At 62.5% G+C, this 17,369-nt stretch carries 18 protein-coding genes; 9 read left to right on the forward strand and 9 right to left on the reverse strand.

What is annotated here, in order from left to right; all coding sequences use genetic code 11:
- The 5 genes from tusC to F8N82_RS15065 all read left to right on the forward strand — a co-directional run bounded on the left by tusC (position 1) and on the right by F8N82_RS15065 (position 3,050).
- Complete coding sequence (gene tusC, locus F8N82_RS15045) at positions 1-360, forward strand: sulfurtransferase complex subunit TusC (protein WP_038996019.1); 360 nt, start codon at positions 1-3, stop codon at positions 358-360.
- On the forward strand, positions 360-659 hold the full coding sequence (tusB, locus tag F8N82_RS15050; RefSeq protein WP_038996020.1) for a sulfurtransferase complex subunit TusB: 300 nt from the start codon (positions 360-362) through the stop codon (positions 657-659). Before tusC ends, tusB begins: the two co-directional genes overlap by 1 nt.
- Entirely contained in the window at positions 656-991 is a 336-nt protein-coding gene (locus F8N82_RS15055; RefSeq protein ID WP_038996021.1) for a TusE/DsrC/DsvC family sulfur relay protein, read from the forward strand. Before tusB ends, F8N82_RS15055 begins: the two co-directional genes overlap by 4 nt.
- A complete protein-coding gene (locus F8N82_RS15060; RefSeq protein ID WP_038996022.1) occupies positions 988-1,980 on the forward strand; it encodes a glycosyl transferase family protein in 993 nt (330 codons plus the stop codon). The genes F8N82_RS15055 and F8N82_RS15060 overlap by 4 nt, the downstream gene beginning before the upstream one ends.
- Before the next feature lie 101 nt (positions 1,981-2,081).
- Entirely contained in the window at positions 2,082-3,050 is a 969-nt protein-coding gene (locus tag F8N82_RS15065; protein WP_038996023.1) for a glutathione S-transferase family protein, read from the forward strand.
- 99 nt (positions 3,051-3,149) lie between these two features.
- Here the strand turns inward: F8N82_RS15065 and cysG are convergent, their stop codons facing one another.
- The 6 genes from cysG to ftsK all read right to left on the reverse strand — a co-directional run bounded on the left by cysG (position 3,150) and on the right by ftsK (position 10,650).
- A complete protein-coding gene (gene cysG / locus F8N82_RS15070; protein ID WP_038996024.1) occupies positions 3,150-4,538 on the reverse strand; it encodes a siroheme synthase CysG in 1,389 nt (462 codons plus the stop codon).
- On the reverse strand, positions 4,539-5,819 hold the full coding sequence (gene serS / locus F8N82_RS15075) for a serine--tRNA ligase (RefSeq protein WP_038996025.1): 1,281 nt from the start codon (positions 5,817-5,819) through the stop codon (positions 4,539-4,541).
- A 17-nt stretch (positions 5,820-5,836) separates the two neighbouring features.
- Complete coding sequence (gene crcB / locus F8N82_RS15080) at positions 5,837-6,211, reverse strand: fluoride efflux transporter CrcB (RefSeq protein ID WP_038996026.1); 375 nt, start codon at positions 6,209-6,211, stop codon at positions 5,837-5,839.
- Positions 6,208-7,533 carry a replication-associated recombination protein A gene (locus F8N82_RS15085; RefSeq protein ID WP_038996027.1) on the reverse strand — a complete coding sequence of 442 codons (1,326 nt, stop codon included), beginning with the start codon at positions 7,531-7,533 and terminating at the stop codon, positions 6,208-6,210. The genes crcB and F8N82_RS15085 overlap by 4 nt, the downstream gene beginning before the upstream one ends.
- Positions 7,534-7,551: 18 nt before the next feature.
- Positions 7,552-8,175 carry an outer membrane lipoprotein chaperone LolA gene (gene lolA / locus F8N82_RS15090; RefSeq protein WP_038996028.1) on the reverse strand — a complete coding sequence of 208 codons (624 nt, stop codon included), beginning with the start codon at positions 8,173-8,175 and terminating at the stop codon, positions 7,552-7,554.
- 63 nt (positions 8,176-8,238) lie between these two features.
- The gene (gene ftsK / locus F8N82_RS15095) at positions 8,239-10,650 is read right to left on the reverse strand and encodes a DNA translocase FtsK (RefSeq protein ID WP_038996029.1); all 2,412 of its coding nucleotides are present in this window, start codon (positions 10,648-10,650) and stop codon (positions 8,239-8,241) included.
- A gap of 325 nt (positions 10,651-10,975) precedes the next feature.
- Between ftsK and aat the strand changes: the two genes are divergently transcribed.
- The 3 genes from aat (at position 10,976) to infA (ending at position 12,745) form a co-directional block, all read left to right on the forward strand.
- Entirely contained in the window at positions 10,976-11,656 is a 681-nt protein-coding gene (aat, locus tag F8N82_RS15100) for a leucyl/phenylalanyl-tRNA--protein transferase (protein WP_038996030.1), read from the forward strand.
- Between the two features lie 57 nt (positions 11,657-11,713).
- A complete protein-coding gene (locus F8N82_RS15105; protein WP_038996031.1) occupies positions 11,714-12,421 on the forward strand; it encodes an arginyltransferase in 708 nt (235 codons plus the stop codon).
- A gap of 105 nt (positions 12,422-12,526) precedes the next feature.
- On the forward strand, positions 12,527-12,745 hold the full coding sequence (infA, locus tag F8N82_RS15110; protein WP_002553999.1) for a translation initiation factor IF-1: 219 nt from the start codon (positions 12,527-12,529) through the stop codon (positions 12,743-12,745).
- A gap of 115 nt (positions 12,746-12,860) precedes the next feature.
- Here the strand turns inward: infA and clpA are convergent, their stop codons facing one another.
- Positions 12,861-15,131 (reverse strand): ATP-dependent Clp protease ATP-binding subunit ClpA, encoded by a 2,271-nt coding sequence (gene clpA, locus F8N82_RS15115; RefSeq protein ID WP_095162669.1) that lies wholly within the window; start codon positions 15,129-15,131, stop codon positions 12,861-12,863.
- Positions 15,132-15,161: 30 nt separating this feature from the next.
- Positions 15,162-15,524: an ATP-dependent Clp protease adapter ClpS gene (gene clpS, locus F8N82_RS15120; RefSeq protein WP_009400967.1), complete on the reverse strand. Its 363-nt coding sequence runs from the start codon at positions 15,522-15,524 to the stop codon at positions 15,162-15,164.
- Positions 15,525-15,749: 225 nt separating this feature from the next.
- Between clpS and cspD the strand changes: the two genes are divergently transcribed.
- Entirely contained in the window at positions 15,750-16,004 is a 255-nt protein-coding gene (gene cspD / locus F8N82_RS15125; RefSeq protein ID WP_167336593.1) for a cold shock domain-containing protein CspD, read from the forward strand.
- 63 nt (positions 16,005-16,067) lie between these two features.
- On the opposite strand, the gene icd is transcribed toward cspD, so the two are convergent.
- Positions 16,068-17,324, reverse strand: coding sequence for an NADP-dependent isocitrate dehydrogenase (icd, locus tag F8N82_RS15130; RefSeq protein ID WP_038996032.1), 1,257 nt, complete (start codon positions 17,322-17,324; stop codon positions 16,068-16,070).
- Positions 17,325-17,369: the final 45 nt, after the last annotated feature.

A 17,369-nucleotide genomic window follows, 5' to 3' on the forward strand; every position in this document is an offset into this window, starting at 1 on the left:
ATGGCCAAGTCTTTGCTGATTATCAGCCGCCAGGCGCCGTGGGCCGGGCCGTCCGCCCGCGAAGCACTGGATATCGCCCTGGCCGGCGGTGCTTTCGACCTGCCGCTGGGCATGCTGTTTCTCGATGACGGCGTGTTCCAGCTCGCCCCCGGCCAGCAACCGGCCCAACTGCAGCAGAAGAACCTGGCGGCCAACCTGCAGGCTCTGCCGATGTTCGGTGTCGAGAAGCTGTTCGCCGCCAGCAGCAGCCTGAAGGCGCGCGGCCTTGCTGCCGACTCTTTGAGCCTGCCGGTACAGGTGCTGGATGACGCTGCGCTGGCGGCGTTGATCGACCGTTTCGACCAGGTGGTGACCCTCTGATGAGCACCTTGCATGTGATTTCCCACTCGCCGTTTGGCGACAGCCGCCTGAGCAGCTGCCTGCGCCTGCTTGGCAGCGCCGACGGCCTGCTGCTGTGCGGTGACGCGGTGTATGCCCTGCAGCCCGGCAGCGAGCCGCTGCGCAGCCTGCAGGCAAGCCGGCTGGACGGACGTCTGTTCGCCCTGGACGAAGACCTGCAAGCCCGCGCTATCGCCCTCAGCGACCTGGGCAAGGCCATCGACTACCCGGCCTTCGTCGAGCTGTCGCTGCACTATGACAAGGTCAACAGCTGGCTATGAGCACCCTGACTGTCGGCGAGCGCAGCATCGCCCTGGATAAAGACGGCTACCTGGTGGAGCTGGGTGATTGGTCCGAGGAGGTCGCTAGCGCCCTCGCCGCCCATGAAGACCTGGAGCTGACCGCGGAGCACTGGGAAGTACTGAACCTGTTGCGTAGCTTCTACCAGGAGTTCGAGCTGTCGCCAGCCACCCGCCCGCTGATCAAGTACACCGCGCTCAAGCTGGGCGCGGACAAAGGCAACAGCCTGCACCTGAACCGCCTGTTCAAGGGCACCCCCGCCAAACTCGCCGCGAAACTTGCGGGCCTGCCGAAGCCGACCAATTGCATATGACCGACCATAGCCCGCTGATCACCGAAACCCCGGCCGAACATCCGTTTGCCCAGTTCGTGCGCATCCTTGGCAAGGGCAAGCGCGGTGCCCGCGGCCTGAACCGCGAAGAAGCCCGTGAAGCCATGGGCATGCTGCTCGACGGCAAGGTCGAGGAAACCCAGCTCGGCGCCTTCCTGATGCTGCTGCGCCACAAGGAAGAGAGCCCCGAAGAGCTGGCCGGCTTCACCGAGGCCCTGCGCCAGCGTTTGCAGGCGCCGCCGATTCAGGTCGACCTGGACTGGCCGAGCTACGCCGGCAAGAAGCGTCACCTGCCCTGGTACCTGCTGGCCGCCAAGTGCCTGGCGGCCAATGGCGTGCGAATCTTGCTGCACGGCGGTGGCGCGCACACGGCCGGGCGACTGTACACCGAGCAATTGCTGGAACTGCTGCAGATTCCGCTGTGCCGGGACTGGAACACGGTGTCTGAAGCGCTGGACGGCCACAAGCTGGCCTTTATTCCGTTGCAGGACTGGGCCCCGCGCCTGCAACGGATGATCGACCTGCGCAACACCTTGGGCCTGCGCTCGCCGATTCATTCCCTGGCCCGGGTACTCAACCCGCTCAATGCCCGCTGCGGCTTGCAGAGCATCTTCCACCCTGGCTACCAGGCCGTGCACCGTGAAGCCAGCCGTTTGCTGAGCGACACGGCGATCGTGGTCAAGGGCGATGGCGGCGAGATCGAGATCAACCCGGACACCAGCAGCCATCTGTATGGCACCGCCAATGGCGTTGATTGGGATGAAGAGTGGCCGGCCCTGGCCGCCCAGCGTCACGTCAAACCGGCGAGCCTTGAGCCCGAGCAGTTGCTGGCCGTATGGCGCGGTGATGAACAGAACAGCTATGGCGAGCTGGCCGTGGTGGCAACCATGGCCCTGGCCCTGCGCGGTCTCGGCCAAAGCCGCGAAGAAGCCTTCGCCCAGGCTCAACGCTACTGGGATCAGCGCAACTGATCGACTGAGCCGATCAAACAGGCCCGGACTTTGCGCTATTCGTTCGAACCCAGCTCCGTACACTGGGCTCTATATCAGAACGAATCGCCAAGGAGCTCCGCATGGGCCTGTTGATCGACGGACGCTGGCATGACCAGTGGTATGAAAGCAGCAAAGACGGCGCTTTCCAGCGCGAAAGCGCGCAGCGGCGCAACGCCCTGCCCGCCGCGCAAGCCGGGCGCTACCACCTGTACGTATCGCTGGCCTGCCCCTGGGCCCACCGCACCCTGATCTTTCGCAAGCTCAAAGGCCTTGAGAGCCTGATCGATGTGTCGGTGGTCAGCTGGCTGATGGGCGAGCATGGCTGGACCTTCGACCAGAGCAAGGGCTCGACCGGCGACAAGCTCGAGCACCTGGACTGCCTGCACCAGCGCTACACCCGCGACGACCCGCACTACAGCGGACGGGTCACGGTGCCGGTGCTGTGGGACAAGCACGAGCAGCGCATCGTCAACAACGAGTCGGCGCAGATCATTCGTATCTTCAACTCAGCGTTTGACGGGCTGACCGGCAATCGCCTGGACCTCTATCCGGAACCACTGCGCGCGCAGATCGAAGCGCTTAACGAGCGAATTTATCCGGCGATCAACAATGGCGTGTACCAGGCTGGCTTTGCCACTTCGCAGGCGGCCTACGACCAAGCGTTTGATGAGGTGTTTGCCGAACTGGATCATCTGGAGCGGTTGCTCGGTACCCAGCGCTATCTCGCCGGGGAATACCTGACCGAGGCCGACTGGCGGCTGTTTACCACGCTGATTCGCTTTGACGCGGTGTACCACGGGCACTTCAAGTGCAACCTGCGGCGCATTGCCGATTATCCGAACCTGTCGAACTGGCTACGGGAGCTGTATCAGTGGCCGGGGATCGCCGAGACGGTGAACTTCGAGCACATCCAGAAGCATTACTACATGAGCCACAAGACCATCAACCCGAACGGGATTGTGCCCAAGGGGCCGTTGCAGGATTTTGAGCTGGGGCATGACCGGGAGCGGCTGGTGGGGCGGGGAATTTGGCGCAAGGCCGGGGAATAGGGGTGGATTCATCGCGGGTCAAGTCGAGGCGTCGCACCGCCGCTCCCACAAAACCTGTGGGAGCGGCGGTGCGGCGATCCGACTTGACCCGCGATGCGGTTACGGCTGGGCGCCTTCGAACCAGGCCAGCTTCTCGCGAAGCTGCACCACTTCACCGACGATCACCAGGGTCGGCGCATGCACTTCATGCTCGGCCACAAGCTTGGGCAAGTCGGCCAAGGTGCCAGTGAACACCCGCTGATTCGGCGTGGTGCCCTGCTGAACCAAGGCTGCCGGGGTATCGGCCGCCCGCCCGTGACGAATCAGCTCGGCACAGATGGTCGGCAAGCCAACCAGGCCCATGTAGAACACCAGGGTCTGCGCTGGCGCCACCAGGTCATTCCAGGGCAGGTCGCTGGTACCATCCTTGAGGTGACCGGTGACGAAACGCACCGACTGGGCATAGTCGCGGTGGGTCAGCGGGATGCCGGCATAGGCCGAGCAACCACTGGCTGCGGTAATCCCCGGCACCACCTGAAACGGAATGCCCTGGGCCGCCAGTTCTTCGATCTCTTCGCCGCCACGGCCGAATATGAACGGATCGCCGCCCTTCAGACGCAACACACGCTTGCCCTGACGCGCCAGGTCGACCAGTTGCTGGTTGATCTGCGCTTGCGGCACGGCGTGATCGGCGCGGCGCTTGCCGACGTAGATGCGCTCGGCATCACGACGGCACAGTTCGATGATCGCCGGAGCGACCAGGCGATCGTAAAGCACCACATCGGCTTGCTGCATCAGGCGCAAGGCGCGGAAGGTCAGCAGGTCCGGGTCACCGGGGCCGGCACCGACCAGATACACCTCACCCGGCGCCTGGTAGGTGGCACCGTCGATCTTGGCTTGCAGCAGACGCTCGGCTTCAGCGCCCTGCCCGGCCAGTTGCCGCTCGGCGATCGGGCCCTGGAAAACATCTTCCCAGAAACCGCGACGCTGATTGACGTCCGGGTACAGCGCCTTGACCTTGTGCCGAAAGCGCGCGCCAAGGCCGGCCAGTTCGCCATAAGCAGCAGGGATCCAGGTTTCAAGCTTGGCCCGGATCAACCGCGCCAGCACCGGCGCATCGCCGCCGCTGGACACCGCAACCACCAAAGGCGAGCGGTCGACAATCGCCGGGAAGATCACCGAACACAGCGCCGGCGCATCGACCACGTTGACCGGTACGCAGCGCTGGTGGGCATCCGCCGAGACCTGGGCGTTGAGCGCCTGGTCGTCGGTGGCGGCAATGATCAGCTGGCAACCGTCGAGGTCGCCAGCCTGGTAACCACGGCTGAGGATTTCACCACCACTGTGCCGGGCAAGCTCGGCCAGTTGCGCTTCGATCTCGGGCGCCACGACCCGCAGCACAGCCCCGGCATCGGCCAGCAGACGTGATTTGCGCAGGGCAATCTCGCCTCCGCCGACGATCAGCACACGGCTGCCGCGCAGTTTGTGGAACAGCGGCAGGAATTCCATTTAACCGATGACCTCCAGGCCACCCATGTACGGCTTGAGCACTTGCGGCACGCGGATCGAACCGTCGGCCTGCTGGTAGTTCTCCAGCACCGCCACCAGGGTACGGCCAACCGCCAGGCCCGAACCGTTGAGGGTGTGCACCAGTTCCGGTTTGCCGGTTTCCGGGTTGCGCCAGCGCGCCTGCATGCGGCGGGCCTGGAAGTCGCCACAGTTGGAGCACGAGGAGATTTCGCGGTACTTGTCCTGGCTCGGCACCCAGACTTCCAGGTCGTAGGTTTTCACTGCGCTGAAGCCCATGTCGCCAGTGCACAGCGCCAGCACCCGGTACGGCAGCTCCAGGGCTTGCAGGACGCGTTCAGCGTTGGCGGTCAGGCCTTCGAGGGCTTCCATGGATTTGCCTGGCTCGACGATCTGTACCATCTCGACCTTGTCGAACTGGTGCTGACGGATCATGCCGCGGGTGTCGCGGCCCGATGCACCGGCTTCGCTACGGAAGCACGGGGTGTGGGCGACGAACTTGATCGGCAGTTGCTTGGCGTCGAGGATCTCGCCGGCAACGATGTTGGTCAGCGACACTTCGGCGGTCGGGATCAGGTAGAAGTCGGCTTCGCCGTCGCGACTGATCTTGAACAGGTCTTCCTCGAACTTGGGCAACTGGCCGGTGCCTTGCAGCGCCGGCGCCTGGACCAGGTACGGGGTGTAGGCTTCTTCGTAGCCGTGCTCGCTGGTGTGCAGGTTGATCATGAACTGCGCCAGCGCGCGGTGCAGACGGGCGATCGGGCCGCGCAGCAGGGCGAAACGGGCGCCCGACAGCTTGGCCGCGGTTTCGAAGTCCAGGCCGCCGGTCAGCTCGCCCAGTGCCACGTGGTCCTTGATCTCGAAGTCGAAGGCGCGCGGGGTGCCCCAACGACGGACTTCGACGTTGTGGTCCTCATCGGCGCCAACCGGCACGCTTTCGTCCGGCAGGTTGGGAATACCCAGCAGGATGCCATCCAGTTCAGCCTGGATGCCGTCCAGCTCGACCTTGCCGCTGGCAAGCTCGCCAGCCATGCGCTCGACGTCCGCCATCAGCGGAGCGATGTCTTCGCCCTTGGCCTTGGCCTGGCCGATGGATTTGGAACGGGCGTTACGCTCGGCCTGCAGTTGTTCGGTACGGGTCTGCACCACCTTACGGCGTTCTTCCAGTGCCTCGATGCGCGCGACATCCAGGCTGAAGCCACGGGAGGCCAGGCGATCCGCCACTTCCTGAAGTTGGCCGCGTAACAGTTTGGAATCGAGCATATCGTTCTCTCGTTGGTTCAGAATTTGGTCAAAGACAGGCCAGCCCAGGTTGCGAGCAGCCCGCCCAATACGCTGGCTCCGGCATATCCGAAGGCCAGCGGCGCCTGCCCGCTTTCGAGCAGGCGCACGGTATCCAGTGAAAAGGATGAAAAGGTTGTCAGACCGCCGAGAAAACCGACGATCAGGCCCGCGCGCAGCTCGACCGGCACCAGCGGGCGATGCAGAAACAGCCCGTAGAGCAAGCCGATCAGCAGGCAGCCAATCAGATTGACCGCCAGCGTACCGAGATAGAAGTGGCGTGGCCAGTGCGCGTTGACCCAATTGGCGGTGGCAAAGCGCAGCAAGGTGCCGGCGATCCCCCCGGCACTGACCGCGGCAATCACCGCAATCATGGTTTTCTCCGCTGCCGCGGGCTGTTGCGGTCGAGTTCTGCCAGGTGCTTGAGCTTCTCGCCGATCTTCAGTTCCAGGCCGCGCGGCACCGGTTGGTAGTAGTGGCGCGGCGCGAGGTTGTCGGGGAAGTAGTCTTCGCCGGCGGCGTAGGCATCCGGCTCGTCATGGGCGTAGCGGTACTCGTCGCCATAGCCCAGTTGCTTCATCAGCTTGGTCGGGGCGTTGCGCAGGTGCAGCGGCACTTCCAGCGAGCCGTGCTCGCCGGCTTCGCGCAGGGCGGTCTTGAAGCCCATGTACACGGCGTTGCTTTTCGGTGCGCAGGCCAGGTAGGTAATGGCCTGGGCCACCGCCAGCTCGCCTTCGGGGCTGCCCAGGCGCTCCTGCACATCCCAGGCCGCCAGGCACAGGCTCAGGGCGCGCGGGTCGGCGTTGCCGATGTCTTCGCTGGCCATGCGCACCACCCGGCGGGCGATGTACAGCGGGTCGCAGCCGCCATCGAGCATGCGTGCGAACCAGTACAAGGCGCCGTCAGGGTTGGAGCCACGTACCGACTTGTGCAGCGCCGAGATCTGGTCGTAGAAGGCTTCGCCGCCCTTGTCGAAACGCCGGCGGCTGTCACCGAGCAGGCTCTGCAGCAGCTCGACGCCGATCTCGCCGCCGTCTTCGGCCAGGTCCGAGGCGTTCTCGAGGAAGTTGAGCATGCGCCGGCCGTCGCCATCGGCGGCGGCCATGAGCATCTGGAAGGCTTCGTCGCCGACCTGCAACTGGCGCTTGCCCAGGCCGCGCTCCTCACTCAGGGCGCGGTTGACCAGCTTGCGCAGCGCAGCTTCGTCGAGGCTTTTCAGCACATAGACCCGCGCCCGCGACAGCAGCGCGTTGTTCAATTCGAACGAAGGGTTCTCGGTGGTGGCGCCAATGAAGATCAGCGTGCCGTCTTCCACATACGGCAAAAAGGCGTCCTGCTGAGACTTGTTGAAGCGGTGCACTTCGTCGACGAACAGAATCGTCCGTCGCCCGTACTGGCCGGCCTGCTGCTTGGCGATGTCCACCGCGTGGCGGATTTCCTTGACCCCGGCCAGCACCGCCGAGACGGTCTCGAAGTGGGCGTCGCAGAATTGCGCCAGCAGCCGCGCCAGGGTGGTCTTGCCAACCCCTGGCGGGCCCCAGAAGATCATCGAGTGCAGCGCGCCCGCCTCCAGTGCCTCGCGCAGCGGCTTGCCGCGGGCCAGCAGGTGCTCCTGGCCGACGTACTCGTCCAGGCTGGCCGGGCGCAGGCGCGCGGCCAGGGGCTGGGCTACGGGGTCGCTACGAAACAGATCCATGGACGGCGCTACTACCTCTTACTCGGAAATGACATCCGCACCCTTGGGGACGTCGAATTTGAACGTGCTCGCCGGGATATTCTCGTTGGCCTTCACCCCGGTGAACAGGATGTTGGTGCGCTGGCCGACGCTGTCGATCAGTTGCATGTCATTGACCAGGCCACGACGGAACGACAGGCGCAGCGAGTCGAACAGGGTGTCCTTGGTTTTCGGCTTGAGCACGAAATCCATGACCTCGCCCTGCTCCTTGGAGGTGATGTCGAAGCTCTGGCTGATCTTCGAGACGTCACCGGACAGCAGCAGTGCCGGGGTTTCGGTCAAACGCTGGTCAAGTTTCTTGATGGTAGCCTGTTCCAGGTCCGGGTCCCACAGGGTGACGTTCTTGCCGTCCGACACCACCACCTGCTCGGCCGGTGCATCGGTGTGCCAGTAGAACAGGCCCGGGCGCTGCACGGCCATCTGCCCGGTGGTTTCCTGCAACTGGGTGCCGGTGCCATCGAGGGTCAGTTGAGAAAATCTGGCGGTGATGGTTTTAGACTTGTCCAGCAACTGGGTCAGGCGCGCCGCATCAGCCTCGGCGGCAATTGCCGAAGCGCTGGACAGGGCCATAGCGGAAACCAACAGCATGCGAATCAGGCGCATGGAAATCCTCGTTGCAGTATGAAGGGGCCGGCGGCCGTCACTGGCCGGCGGCAGGTTGGATCATCAGTCGCGGGACGGCCCGGGGGCAATCACTTCGCGCGAACCGTTGGTGTTCATGGCGGTGACCACACCGGCCATTTCCATCGCCTCGATCATTCGCGCGGCGCGGTTGTAGCCGATCTTCAGCTTGCGCTGTACGGCGGAGATGGACGCACGGCGGCTTTCCAGCACGAACTGCACGGCTTCATCGTACAGCGCATCGGTTTCGGCATCGTCGCCGTCACCGCCGCCACCGCCGCCGTCAAAGCCGCTGCCGGCCTCTTCGACGCCGTTGAGGATGTCATCGTTGTAGTCCGGGGCGCCACGCTGTTTCCAGGCCTCGACCACGCGATGGACCTCGTCATCGGAAACGAAGGCGCCATGCACACGAATCGGCAGGCTGGTGCCCGGCGGCATGTAGAGCATGTCACCGTGGCCAAGCAACTGCTCGGCGCCGCCCTGGTCGATGATGGTCCGCGAGTCGATCTTGCTCGATACCTGGAACGCCATCCGCGTCGGGATGTTGGCCTTGATCAGGCCGGTAATCACGTCCACCGACGGCCGCTGGGTTGCGAGAATCAAGTGGATACCGGCGGCACGGGCCTTCTGGGCGATACGCGCGATCAGCTCTTCGACCTTCTTGCCGACGATCATCATCATGTCGGCGAATTCATCGACCACCACGACGATGGTCGGCAGGGTTTTCAGCAGCGGCGGCACGTCGTCCATGCTTTCGCGCTTGAACATCGGGTCGTAGATCGGCTCGCCCGCTTCTTCGGCGTCCTTGACCTTGCGGTTGAAGCCGGCCAGGTTACGCACGCCCATGGCCGCCATCAGTTTGTAGCGACGTTCCATCTCGGCGACGCTCCAGCGCAAGGCGTTGGCAGCGTCCTTCATGTCGGTGACCACCGGGCAGAGCAGGTGCGGAATGCCTTCGTAGATCGACAGCTCGAGCATTTTCGGGTCGATCATGATCAGCTTGGCGTCTTCCGGGCCCGACTTGAACAGGATCGACAGGATCATCGCGTTGACCCCCACCGACTTACCGGAACCGGTAGTACCGGCCACCAGCAGGTGCGGCATCTTCGCAAGGTCGGTGATCACCGGCTTGCCGCCGATGTCGTGGCCCAGGGCCATGGTGACCGGCGACTTGGCTTCGTCGTATTGCGGCGACGACAGCACTTCGGAGAAGCGCACGATCTGCCGGTCTTCGTTGGGGATCTCGATACCGACGGTGGTCTTGCCGGGGATCACCTCGACCACACGCACGCTGGTCACCGCCAGGGAACGGGCCAGGTCCTTGGCCAGGTTGGCGATGCGGCTGACCTTGACGCCAGCGGCCGGCTGGATTTCGTAACGAGTAATCACCGGGCCCGGGTGGATCGAGTCCACCGAAACTTCGACGCCGAATTCCTTGAGCTTGATTTCCAGCAGGTGGCCAACGCCGGCCAGGGATTCTGGCGAGTAATTGACCTTTTTCTTTTCTGCCGGGTCGAGGATCGAGATCGGCGGCAAGGTGCCTTCGATGGCGCTGTCGACGAACAACGGCGCCTGCTTCTCTTTCTGCACGCGCTTGCTCGGTTCCGGCGCCTTGGCCGGGGCCGGCATGATCACCGGCGCTGGCTGCTGCACGCGCTCGGCCACGTGTTTGCTCAGGGCCTGGTCGCGCTCGATGATGCGCTCCTTGGCCTTGGCCTGCTCGCGTCGATCCGGTGCTACCGGGGCGACTACGTCATGGACCTGCTCGTCGACCTCGCGCAGCTGCGCCACCAGGCGCTTGCGCTCGTTGCGCGCTTCCCACCAGCGGTTGGCGGCGCCCTGGAACAATTCGAACAGGTCGAGGGTGATCTTGCCGGTGACGTCCATGACCTTGAACCACGACAGGTCGGTGAACACGGTCAGGCCGAACAGGAACAGGGCAATGAACATCAGGGTACTGCCCTGCACGTTCAGCGCATTTTTGGCCAGGTCGCCGAGGCTTTCGCCCAGCGCGCCACCGGCCGATGCCGGCAGGCTGGCGGCGGAATGGAAATGGATATGCGCCAGCGCCGCGCCCGATAGCACCAGGAACACCAGGCCGATCAGGCGCCAGGAAAACAGCCAGCCGCTCCACTGCCACGGCTGGTGGCGTTCGCGGAAGATCTGCCAGGTCTTGATCGCCAGCAGCAAGGGGAAGATGTAGGCAAAATAGCCCAGAACCATGAACAGGATGTCGGCGAAGTAGGCACCGGCACGGCCGGCGGCGTTCTGCACCTGCTCGACGTTGCTGGTGTGGCTGAAGCCCGGGTCGGCCTGGTCGTAGGTCAGCAAGGCCATCCACAGGTACAGGCACAGCGCGCCCACGGCGATCAGCGCACCTTCCTTGAGCCGATAGTGCAGCTGCTGGCGCCAGAGCGGCACGGGCAAAGGACTGGATGTTGCGGTGGATTTCTTCAAAACGCGTCTATTCCTGCGCTCATTGCGCGTCCAACAGTGATTGACCCAACTGAACAGTCAACAAACCACTACTTTTAACATTACTGCCCGCCTACCGCCATGGCGGCACGCCAGAACAAGCGTAAACGGGGGCCAATTTCCTATACAGCAATTTGAGCATGCATTTTCTTTTGTGACAAAGGCTTATGCGGTGTTTTTGTGCAAGTGTGACAACAAAGGCCGATGCAAGTTGCCTGAGACCACCAGACCTGTAGGAGCAGGCTTGTCCCGCGAGGCTTTTTCAGGCCATGCTGGGGCCCCTCCCCTCCTCCATCATTGGACCACGATGCTGACCTGGCTGAGCCGCGACACCCTGACCTTTCCGCCGCTGGACAAAGCCCTGCGCGACCCCAACGGCCTGCTCGCCGCCGGCGGTGACCTGAGCGCCGAACGCCTGGTGCAGGCCTATCGCCACGGCTGTTTCCCCTGGTATTCGGACGGCCAGCCGATCCTCTGGTGGTCGCCCAACCCGCGCACCGTGCTGTTTCCCGACGAATTGCACGTGTCGCGCTCGCTGCGCAAGTTCATCCGCCAGGGCCACTACCAGGTCAGTTTCGACCAGGACTTTGCTGCGGTGATCAACGCCTGCGCCGCACCCCGCGGCTACGCCGACGGCACCTGGATCACCGACAGCATGCAGGCGGCCTACCTGAAGCTGCACCAGCAAGGCTTTGCCCATTCGGTCGAGGTGCGCCAGGGTGGCGAGCTGGTGGGCGGCCTGTACGGCCTGGCCATGGGCCGGCTGTTTTTCGGCGAATCGATGTTCAGCCGCGCCGACAACGCTTCCAAGGTCGGCTTCGTCGCCTTGGTCGAGCACCTGCAACAGGCAGGATTCGTCCTGATTGACTGTCAGATGCCTACCGAGCACCTGCACAACCTCGGCGCCCGTGCCATTGCCCGGGCCACCTTTGCCGACTACCTGCAGCGTTATCTCGACCAGCCAAACAGCGCCAGCTGGGTTTGCTAGGCGAGTTTTTCCAGCTGGCTTACACTTAAAACAAAAGCATCTCCCGAGGGGTTGATCATGACAGAGCTGGCGCGGTTGAAGTTTTATGCCACTCAACCCCATTCCTGCAGCTACCTGCCAGACGAGCAAGCCACCACGCTGTTTCTCGACCCGAGCCAGCCGATGGACGTCAATGTCTACGCAGACCTGTCGGAAATGGGCTTCCGGCGCAGCGGCGACCACCTGTATCGCCCGCACTGCCAGAACTGCAACGCCTGCGTGCCGGCACGGATCCCGGCTGCGCGCTTTTTGCCCAACCGCCAGCAAAAACGCATCCTCAAGCGCAACGCCGACCTGACCGTCAGCGCCGCCCGTCCGGCGTTCAAAGAGGAATATTTCGAGCTGTACCGGCGCTACATCGAGCAGCGCCACGCCGACGGCGACATGTACCCGCCGAGCCGCGACCAGTTCTCCACCTTCCTGGTCCGTGACCTGCCGTTTTCACGCTTTTACGAGTTCCGCCTGGACGGGCGCCTGCTCGCCGTGGCGGTCACCGACCTGCTGCCCAACGGCCTGTCGGCGGTGTACACCTTCTACGAGCCGGACGAAGAACGGCGCAGCCTGGGCCGCTTTGCCATCCTCTGGCAGATCACCGAAGCCCTGCGCCTGGGCCTGAGCGCGGTCTACCTCGGTTACTGGATCAAGAACTGCAAAAAGATGAACTACAAGACCCAGTACCGCCCCATCGAGCTGCTGATCAATCAACGTTGGGTGACGCTGAACTGAAATCATTGGCTTGAGGTCCATTTTTCGGGCACAATGCACGCCACTTTTTTTGCCTGGCGCAGCCGTGCTGCCGGGCCATTAACTGGACACCGAGGGCTTTACTGCATGTCGAAAGAAGACAGCTTCGAAATGGAAGGCACTGTCGTCGACACCCTGCCCAACACCATGTTCCGTGTGGAGTTGGAAAATGGGCACGTCGTTACCGCGCACATCTCCGGAAAGATGCGCAAGAACTACATTCGTATTCTGACCGGTGACAAGGTCCGCGTCGAACTGACGCCTTATGACCTGAGCAAGGGGCGCATCACCTACCGCGCCCGCTAAGCGACACCAACAAAAACGCCCGGCTATATGCCGGGCGTTTTTGTTGGCCTTTGAAAAGCATCGCGGGGCAAGCCCGCTCCTACATGTAGGAGCGGGCTTGCCCCGTGATCGACCGCTACGCCATCTCAGCCGTGGTCTCGAAGTCGAACACCAGTTCGCCATCGCGGATGTCGATGTGCACCACACCGCCATGCTCGGCCAGCTCGCCGAACAGGATCTCTTCAGCCAACGGCCGTTTGATCTTGTCCTGGATCAGCCGCGCCATAGGCCGCGCGCCCATCTGCGCATCGTAACCACCGGCCGCCAGCCAGCTGCGCGCCTCATCGCTCACTTCCAGCAGCACGCGCTTGTCTTCCAGCTGCGCTTGCAATTCGATGAGGAACTTGTCCACCACGCTCTTGATCGTCTCGTGGCTGAGACGACCAAACTGGATAATGGTGTCCAGACGGTTGCGGAACTCCGGCGTGAAGCTCTTCTTGATCACTTCCATGGCGTCGGAGGAGTGATCCTGATGAGTGAAGCCGATCGAGGCTCGCGCAGCAGTTTCAGCACCGGCGTTGGTGGTCATGATGACGATGACGTTACGGAAGTCCGCCTTGCGCCCGTTGTTGTCGGTCAGGGTGCCGTGGTCCATCACCTGCAGCAGCAGGTTGAAGACTTCCGGGTGGGCCTTCTCGATCTCATCGAGCAGCAGCACGCAGTGCGGCTGCTTGGTGATGGCTTCAGTGAGCAACCCGCCCTGGTCGAAACCGACATAGCCCGGAGGCGCACCGATCAGACGCGAAACGGTATGCCGCTCCATGTACTCGGACATGTCGAAGCGTACCAGCTCGACGCCCAGGGCCTTGGCCAGCTGACGCGCCGCTTCGGTTTTACCGACTCCGGTGGGGCCGGCAAACAGGAACGAACCGACAGGCTTGTCCGGCGCCTTGAGGCCGGCACGGGACAGCTTGATGGCGGTGGCCAGCGAATCGATCGCCGCATCCTGACCGAACACCGTGAGCTTGAGGTCGCGCTCCAGGTTACGCAGCAGCTCCTTGTCGGAACTGGTGACGTGTTTTGGCGGAATCCGCGCGATTTTGGCGACGATGTCTTCAACCTGCGGCACGTCGATACGCTTGACGCGCATCTCGACCGGCTGCAGGCGCTGGTAGGCGCCAGCTTCGTCGATCACATCGATGGCCTTGTCAGGCATGTGCCGGTCATTGATGTAGCGCGCTGCAAGCTCGGCAGCGGCGCGCAGGGCCTCATCGCTGTACTCGATGTTGTGGTGGCTCTCGAAGCGCCCCTTGAGCCCACGCAGGATGCCCACGGTGTCTTCCACCGACGGTTCGCTGACATCGACCTTCTGGAAGCGCCGCGCCAGGGCCCGGTCTTTTTCGAAGATGCCGCGAAATTCCTGGAAGGTGGTCGAGCCGATGCAGCGGATATCACCCGACGACAGCAGCGGCTTGAGCAGGTTGGAGGCGTCCATCACCCCACCGGAGGCCGCACCGGCACCGATGATGGTATGGATCTCGTCGATGAACAGGATCGCCTGCGGACGTTTGCGCAGCTCGCCGAGCAGCGCCTTGAAGCGCTTCTCGAAGTCGCCGCGGTACTTGGTACCGGCCAGCAAGGCGCCCAGGTCCAGGGAGTAGACCACGCTGTGAGCCAGCAGGTCCGGCACCTGGCCGTCGACGATACGCTTGGCCAGGCCTTCGGCGATGGCGGTTTTACCGACACCGGCCTCACCGACCAGCAGCGGGTTGTTCTTGCGCCGACGGGCGAGGATCTGCGCCACGCGCTCGACTTCGAGCTCACGGCCGACCAGCGGGTCGATGCGCCCTTGGCGGGCCTGTTCGTTGAGGTTGCTGGCATAGGCATCCAGGGGATTGCCCGACGACGAAGTTTCGCCGCCGTCCTCGTCCTGCATGTCCTGCTCGCCCTCGGAGTGTTCACCATGGCCCGGCACCTTGGAGATGCCGTGGGCGATGTAATTGACCACGTCGATACGGGCCACGCTCTGCTGTTTAAGCAGGAACACGGCCTGGCTTTCCTGTTCGCTGAAAATCGCAACCAGTACGTTGGCACCGGTGACTTCACGCTTGCCCGAGCTCTGGACATGGAAGACGGCGCGCTGCAATACACGCTGGAAGCCCAGGGTTGGCTGGGTCTCGCGGTCCTCGTCGTGCACGGGGATCAACGGCGTGGTGGAGTCAATGAACTCCTGCAGGTCGTGTTTGAGTTTGTCGAGGTTTGCGCCGCAGGCGCGCAGAACGGTCGCGGCGGCCTCATTATCCAATAGTGCCAGCAGCAGGTGCTCGACGGTCATGAACTCATGACGTTTCGAGCGTGCCTCCTTGAAGGCCAGATTGAGGGTGACTTCGAGCTCGCGGTTTAACATAGCTTCACCTCATACCCAAGTGGCCGGCGATTAACCGTCCTTCTCGATTTCACAGAGTAGCGGATGCTGGCTTTCCCTTGCGTATTGGTTGACCTGCATGGCCTTGGTCTCGGCGATGTCACGGGTAAACAATCCGCACACTGCCCGTCCTTCTGTATGGACGGCCAGCATGACCTTGGTCGCCAGCTCGCGATTCAGGTTAAAAAACACCTCGAGCACTTCGACGACGAAATCCATCGGTGTGTAGTCATCGTTAAACAAAACCACCTTGTACATGGGTGGCGCCTGCAGGGCCGGTTTGGCCTCCTGTACCGCCAGGCCAGAACCATCGTCCTCATGCGATTGCGGGCGATCCTGATTGAATGTTAGTCGAATCTGGCTATGTGCATGCATGGAAAGAATTTCATCATTTCGACAGGTTGGTTTATGGGTTGACCGCACAGGCGACGCGGGACAGCCGTCACCTCACCTTGACTATCGGCAAAACGGTGTTACAACCAATAAGAACCCACCGTGGTCGATAAAGATCCGCGCAGTCAACCAGAATTTTCGCAGGTTCATATGCGGATGGAGTGGATGATACTCCAGTGATGGAGTCCTTTGCAGAGGGATATGAGGATGGCAAGCGGTAAAGTCAAGTGGTTCAACAACGCCAAGGGCTATGGCTTCATCAATGAAGACGGAAAAACAGAGGATCTGTTCGCACACTACTCGGCTATCCAGATGGACGGTTATAAAACCCTGAAAGCCGGACAACCCGTCAGTTTCGAGATCATCCAGGGCCCCAAAGGCTTGCATGCGGTAAACATATCCAACGCCGCTGCACAAACCACTGCCTCTCCCACCCTCAGCTCGGAAAAGGCTGACGCCTGAACCACCCCGCAGACAAAAGAAAACCGGCCAGCCCGCAAGGACTGGCCGGTTTTCTTGTGCCACTTACATGTGCTTGATCAAGGCCTCACCGAAACCGGAGCTGCTGACCAGGGTCGCGCCTTCCATCAGGCGCTCGAAGTCGTAGGTCACGGTCTTGGCAGCGATGGCTCCGTTGGTACCCTTGATGATCAGGTCGGCCGCCTCGGTCCAGCCGAGGTGGCGCAGCATCATCTCGGCCGAGAGAATCACCGAACCCGGGTTGACCTGGTCCTTGCCGGCGTACTTCGGCGCGGTGCCATGGGTGGCTTCGAACATTGCCACGGTGTCGGACAGGTTGGCGCCCGGGGCAATACCGATGCCGCCGACTTCCGCCGCCAGGGCATCGGACAGGTAGTCACCGTTGAGGTTGAGGGTGGCGATCACGTCGTATTCGGCCGGGCGCAGCAGGATCTGCTGGAGCATGGCGTCGGCGATGGCGTCCTTGACGATGACGTCGCGGCCAGTCTTCGGGTTCTTGAACTTCATCCATGGGCCGCCATCGAGCAGCTCGGCGCCGAATTCGTCCCTGGCCACTTCATAGCCCCAGTCTTTGAAGGCACCTTCGGTGAACTTCATGATGTTGCCCTTGTGCACGATGGTCAGCGACTTGCGGTCGTTGTCCACGACATACTGCAGGGCCTTGCGCACCAGGCGCTGGGTGCCTTCTTTGGAGACCGGCTTGATGCCGATGCCGCAATCCTGGTCGAAACGGATCTTGGTGACGCCCATTTCTTCTTTGAGGAACTTGATGACCTTGGTCGCCTCTGGCGAGCCGGCCTTCCATTCGATACCGGCATAGATGTCTTCGGAGTTCTCGCGGAAGATCACCATGTCGACGTCACCCGGCTTTTTAACCGGGCTTGGCACACCCTGGAACCACACCACCGGGCGCAGGCAGACGTACAGGTCCAACTGCTGGCGCAGGGCAACGTTGAGGGAACGGATACCGCCACCGACCGGGGTGGTCAGCGGGCCCTTGATGGACACCACGTAATCCTTGACCGCGTCCAGGGTTTCCTGGGGCAGCCAGGTGTCCTGGTCGTATACCTGGGTGGCTTTCTCACCGGCATAGACTTCCATCCAGGAAATCTTGCGCTTGCCCCCATAGGCTTTCTCTACAGCAGCATCAACCACTTTGATCATGACGGGACTGACGTCTACGCCAATGCCGTCGCCTTCGATGAACGGGATGATCGGATTATCAGGAACATTGAGAGAATGGTCCGCATTGACGGTGATTTTGTCGCCGACTGCCGGAACCTTGATTTTCTGGTATCCCATGCTGCACTCCGTTTTTTTTGGTGTGGTTCGTCATCTGGATGCCCT

Origin of the sequence: Pseudomonas fluorescens, from assembly GCF_902497775.2 — a bacterium.
GTDB classification, from domain to species: domain Bacteria; phylum Pseudomonadota; class Gammaproteobacteria; order Pseudomonadales; family Pseudomonadaceae; genus Aquipseudomonas; species Aquipseudomonas putida_F.

Coding starts and splice junctions, on each gene's coding strand:
- tusC (WP_038996019.1), top strand. CDS start 1: ATGGCCAAGTCTTTGCTGATTATCAGCCGCCAGGCGCCGTGGGCCGGG.
- tusB (WP_038996020.1), top strand. CDS start 360: ATGAGCACCTTGCATGTGATTTCCCACTCGCCGTTTGGCGACAGCCGC.
- F8N82_RS15055 (WP_038996021.1), top strand. CDS start 656: ATGAGCACCCTGACTGTCGGCGAGCGCAGCATCGCCCTGGATAAAGAC.
- F8N82_RS15060 (WP_038996022.1), top strand. CDS start 988: ATGACCGACCATAGCCCGCTGATCACCGAAACCCCGGCCGAACATCCG.
- F8N82_RS15065 (WP_038996023.1), top strand. CDS start 2,082: ATGGGCCTGTTGATCGACGGACGCTGGCATGACCAGTGGTATGAAAGC.
- cysG (WP_038996024.1), bottom strand. CDS start 4,538: ATGGAATTCCTGCCGCTGTTCCACAAACTGCGCGGCAGCCGTGTGCTG.
- serS (WP_038996025.1), bottom strand. CDS start 5,819: ATGCTCGATTCCAAACTGTTACGCGGCCAACTTCAGGAAGTGGCGGAT.
- crcB (WP_038996026.1), bottom strand. CDS start 6,211: ATGATTGCGGTGATTGCCGCGGTCAGTGCCGGGGGGATCGCCGGCACC.
- F8N82_RS15085 (WP_038996027.1), bottom strand. CDS start 7,533: ATGGATCTGTTTCGTAGCGACCCCGTAGCCCAGCCCCTGGCCGCGCGC.
- lolA (WP_038996028.1), bottom strand. CDS start 8,175: ATGCGCCTGATTCGCATGCTGTTGGTTTCCGCTATGGCCCTGTCCAGC.
- aat (WP_038996030.1), top strand. CDS start 10,976: ATGCTGACCTGGCTGAGCCGCGACACCCTGACCTTTCCGCCGCTGGAC.
- F8N82_RS15105 (WP_038996031.1), top strand. CDS start 11,714: ATGACAGAGCTGGCGCGGTTGAAGTTTTATGCCACTCAACCCCATTCC.
- infA (WP_002553999.1), top strand. CDS start 12,527: ATGTCGAAAGAAGACAGCTTCGAAATGGAAGGCACTGTCGTCGACACC.
- clpA (WP_095162669.1), bottom strand. CDS start 15,131: ATGTTAAACCGCGAGCTCGAAGTCACCCTCAATCTGGCCTTCAAGGAG.
- clpS (WP_009400967.1), bottom strand. CDS start 15,524: ATGCATGCACATAGCCAGATTCGACTAACATTCAATCAGGATCGCCCG.
- cspD (WP_167336593.1), top strand. CDS start 15,750: ATGGCAAGCGGTAAAGTCAAGTGGTTCAACAACGCCAAGGGCTATGGC.
- icd (WP_038996032.1), bottom strand. CDS start 17,324: ATGGGATACCAGAAAATCAAGGTTCCGGCAGTCGGCGACAAAATCACC.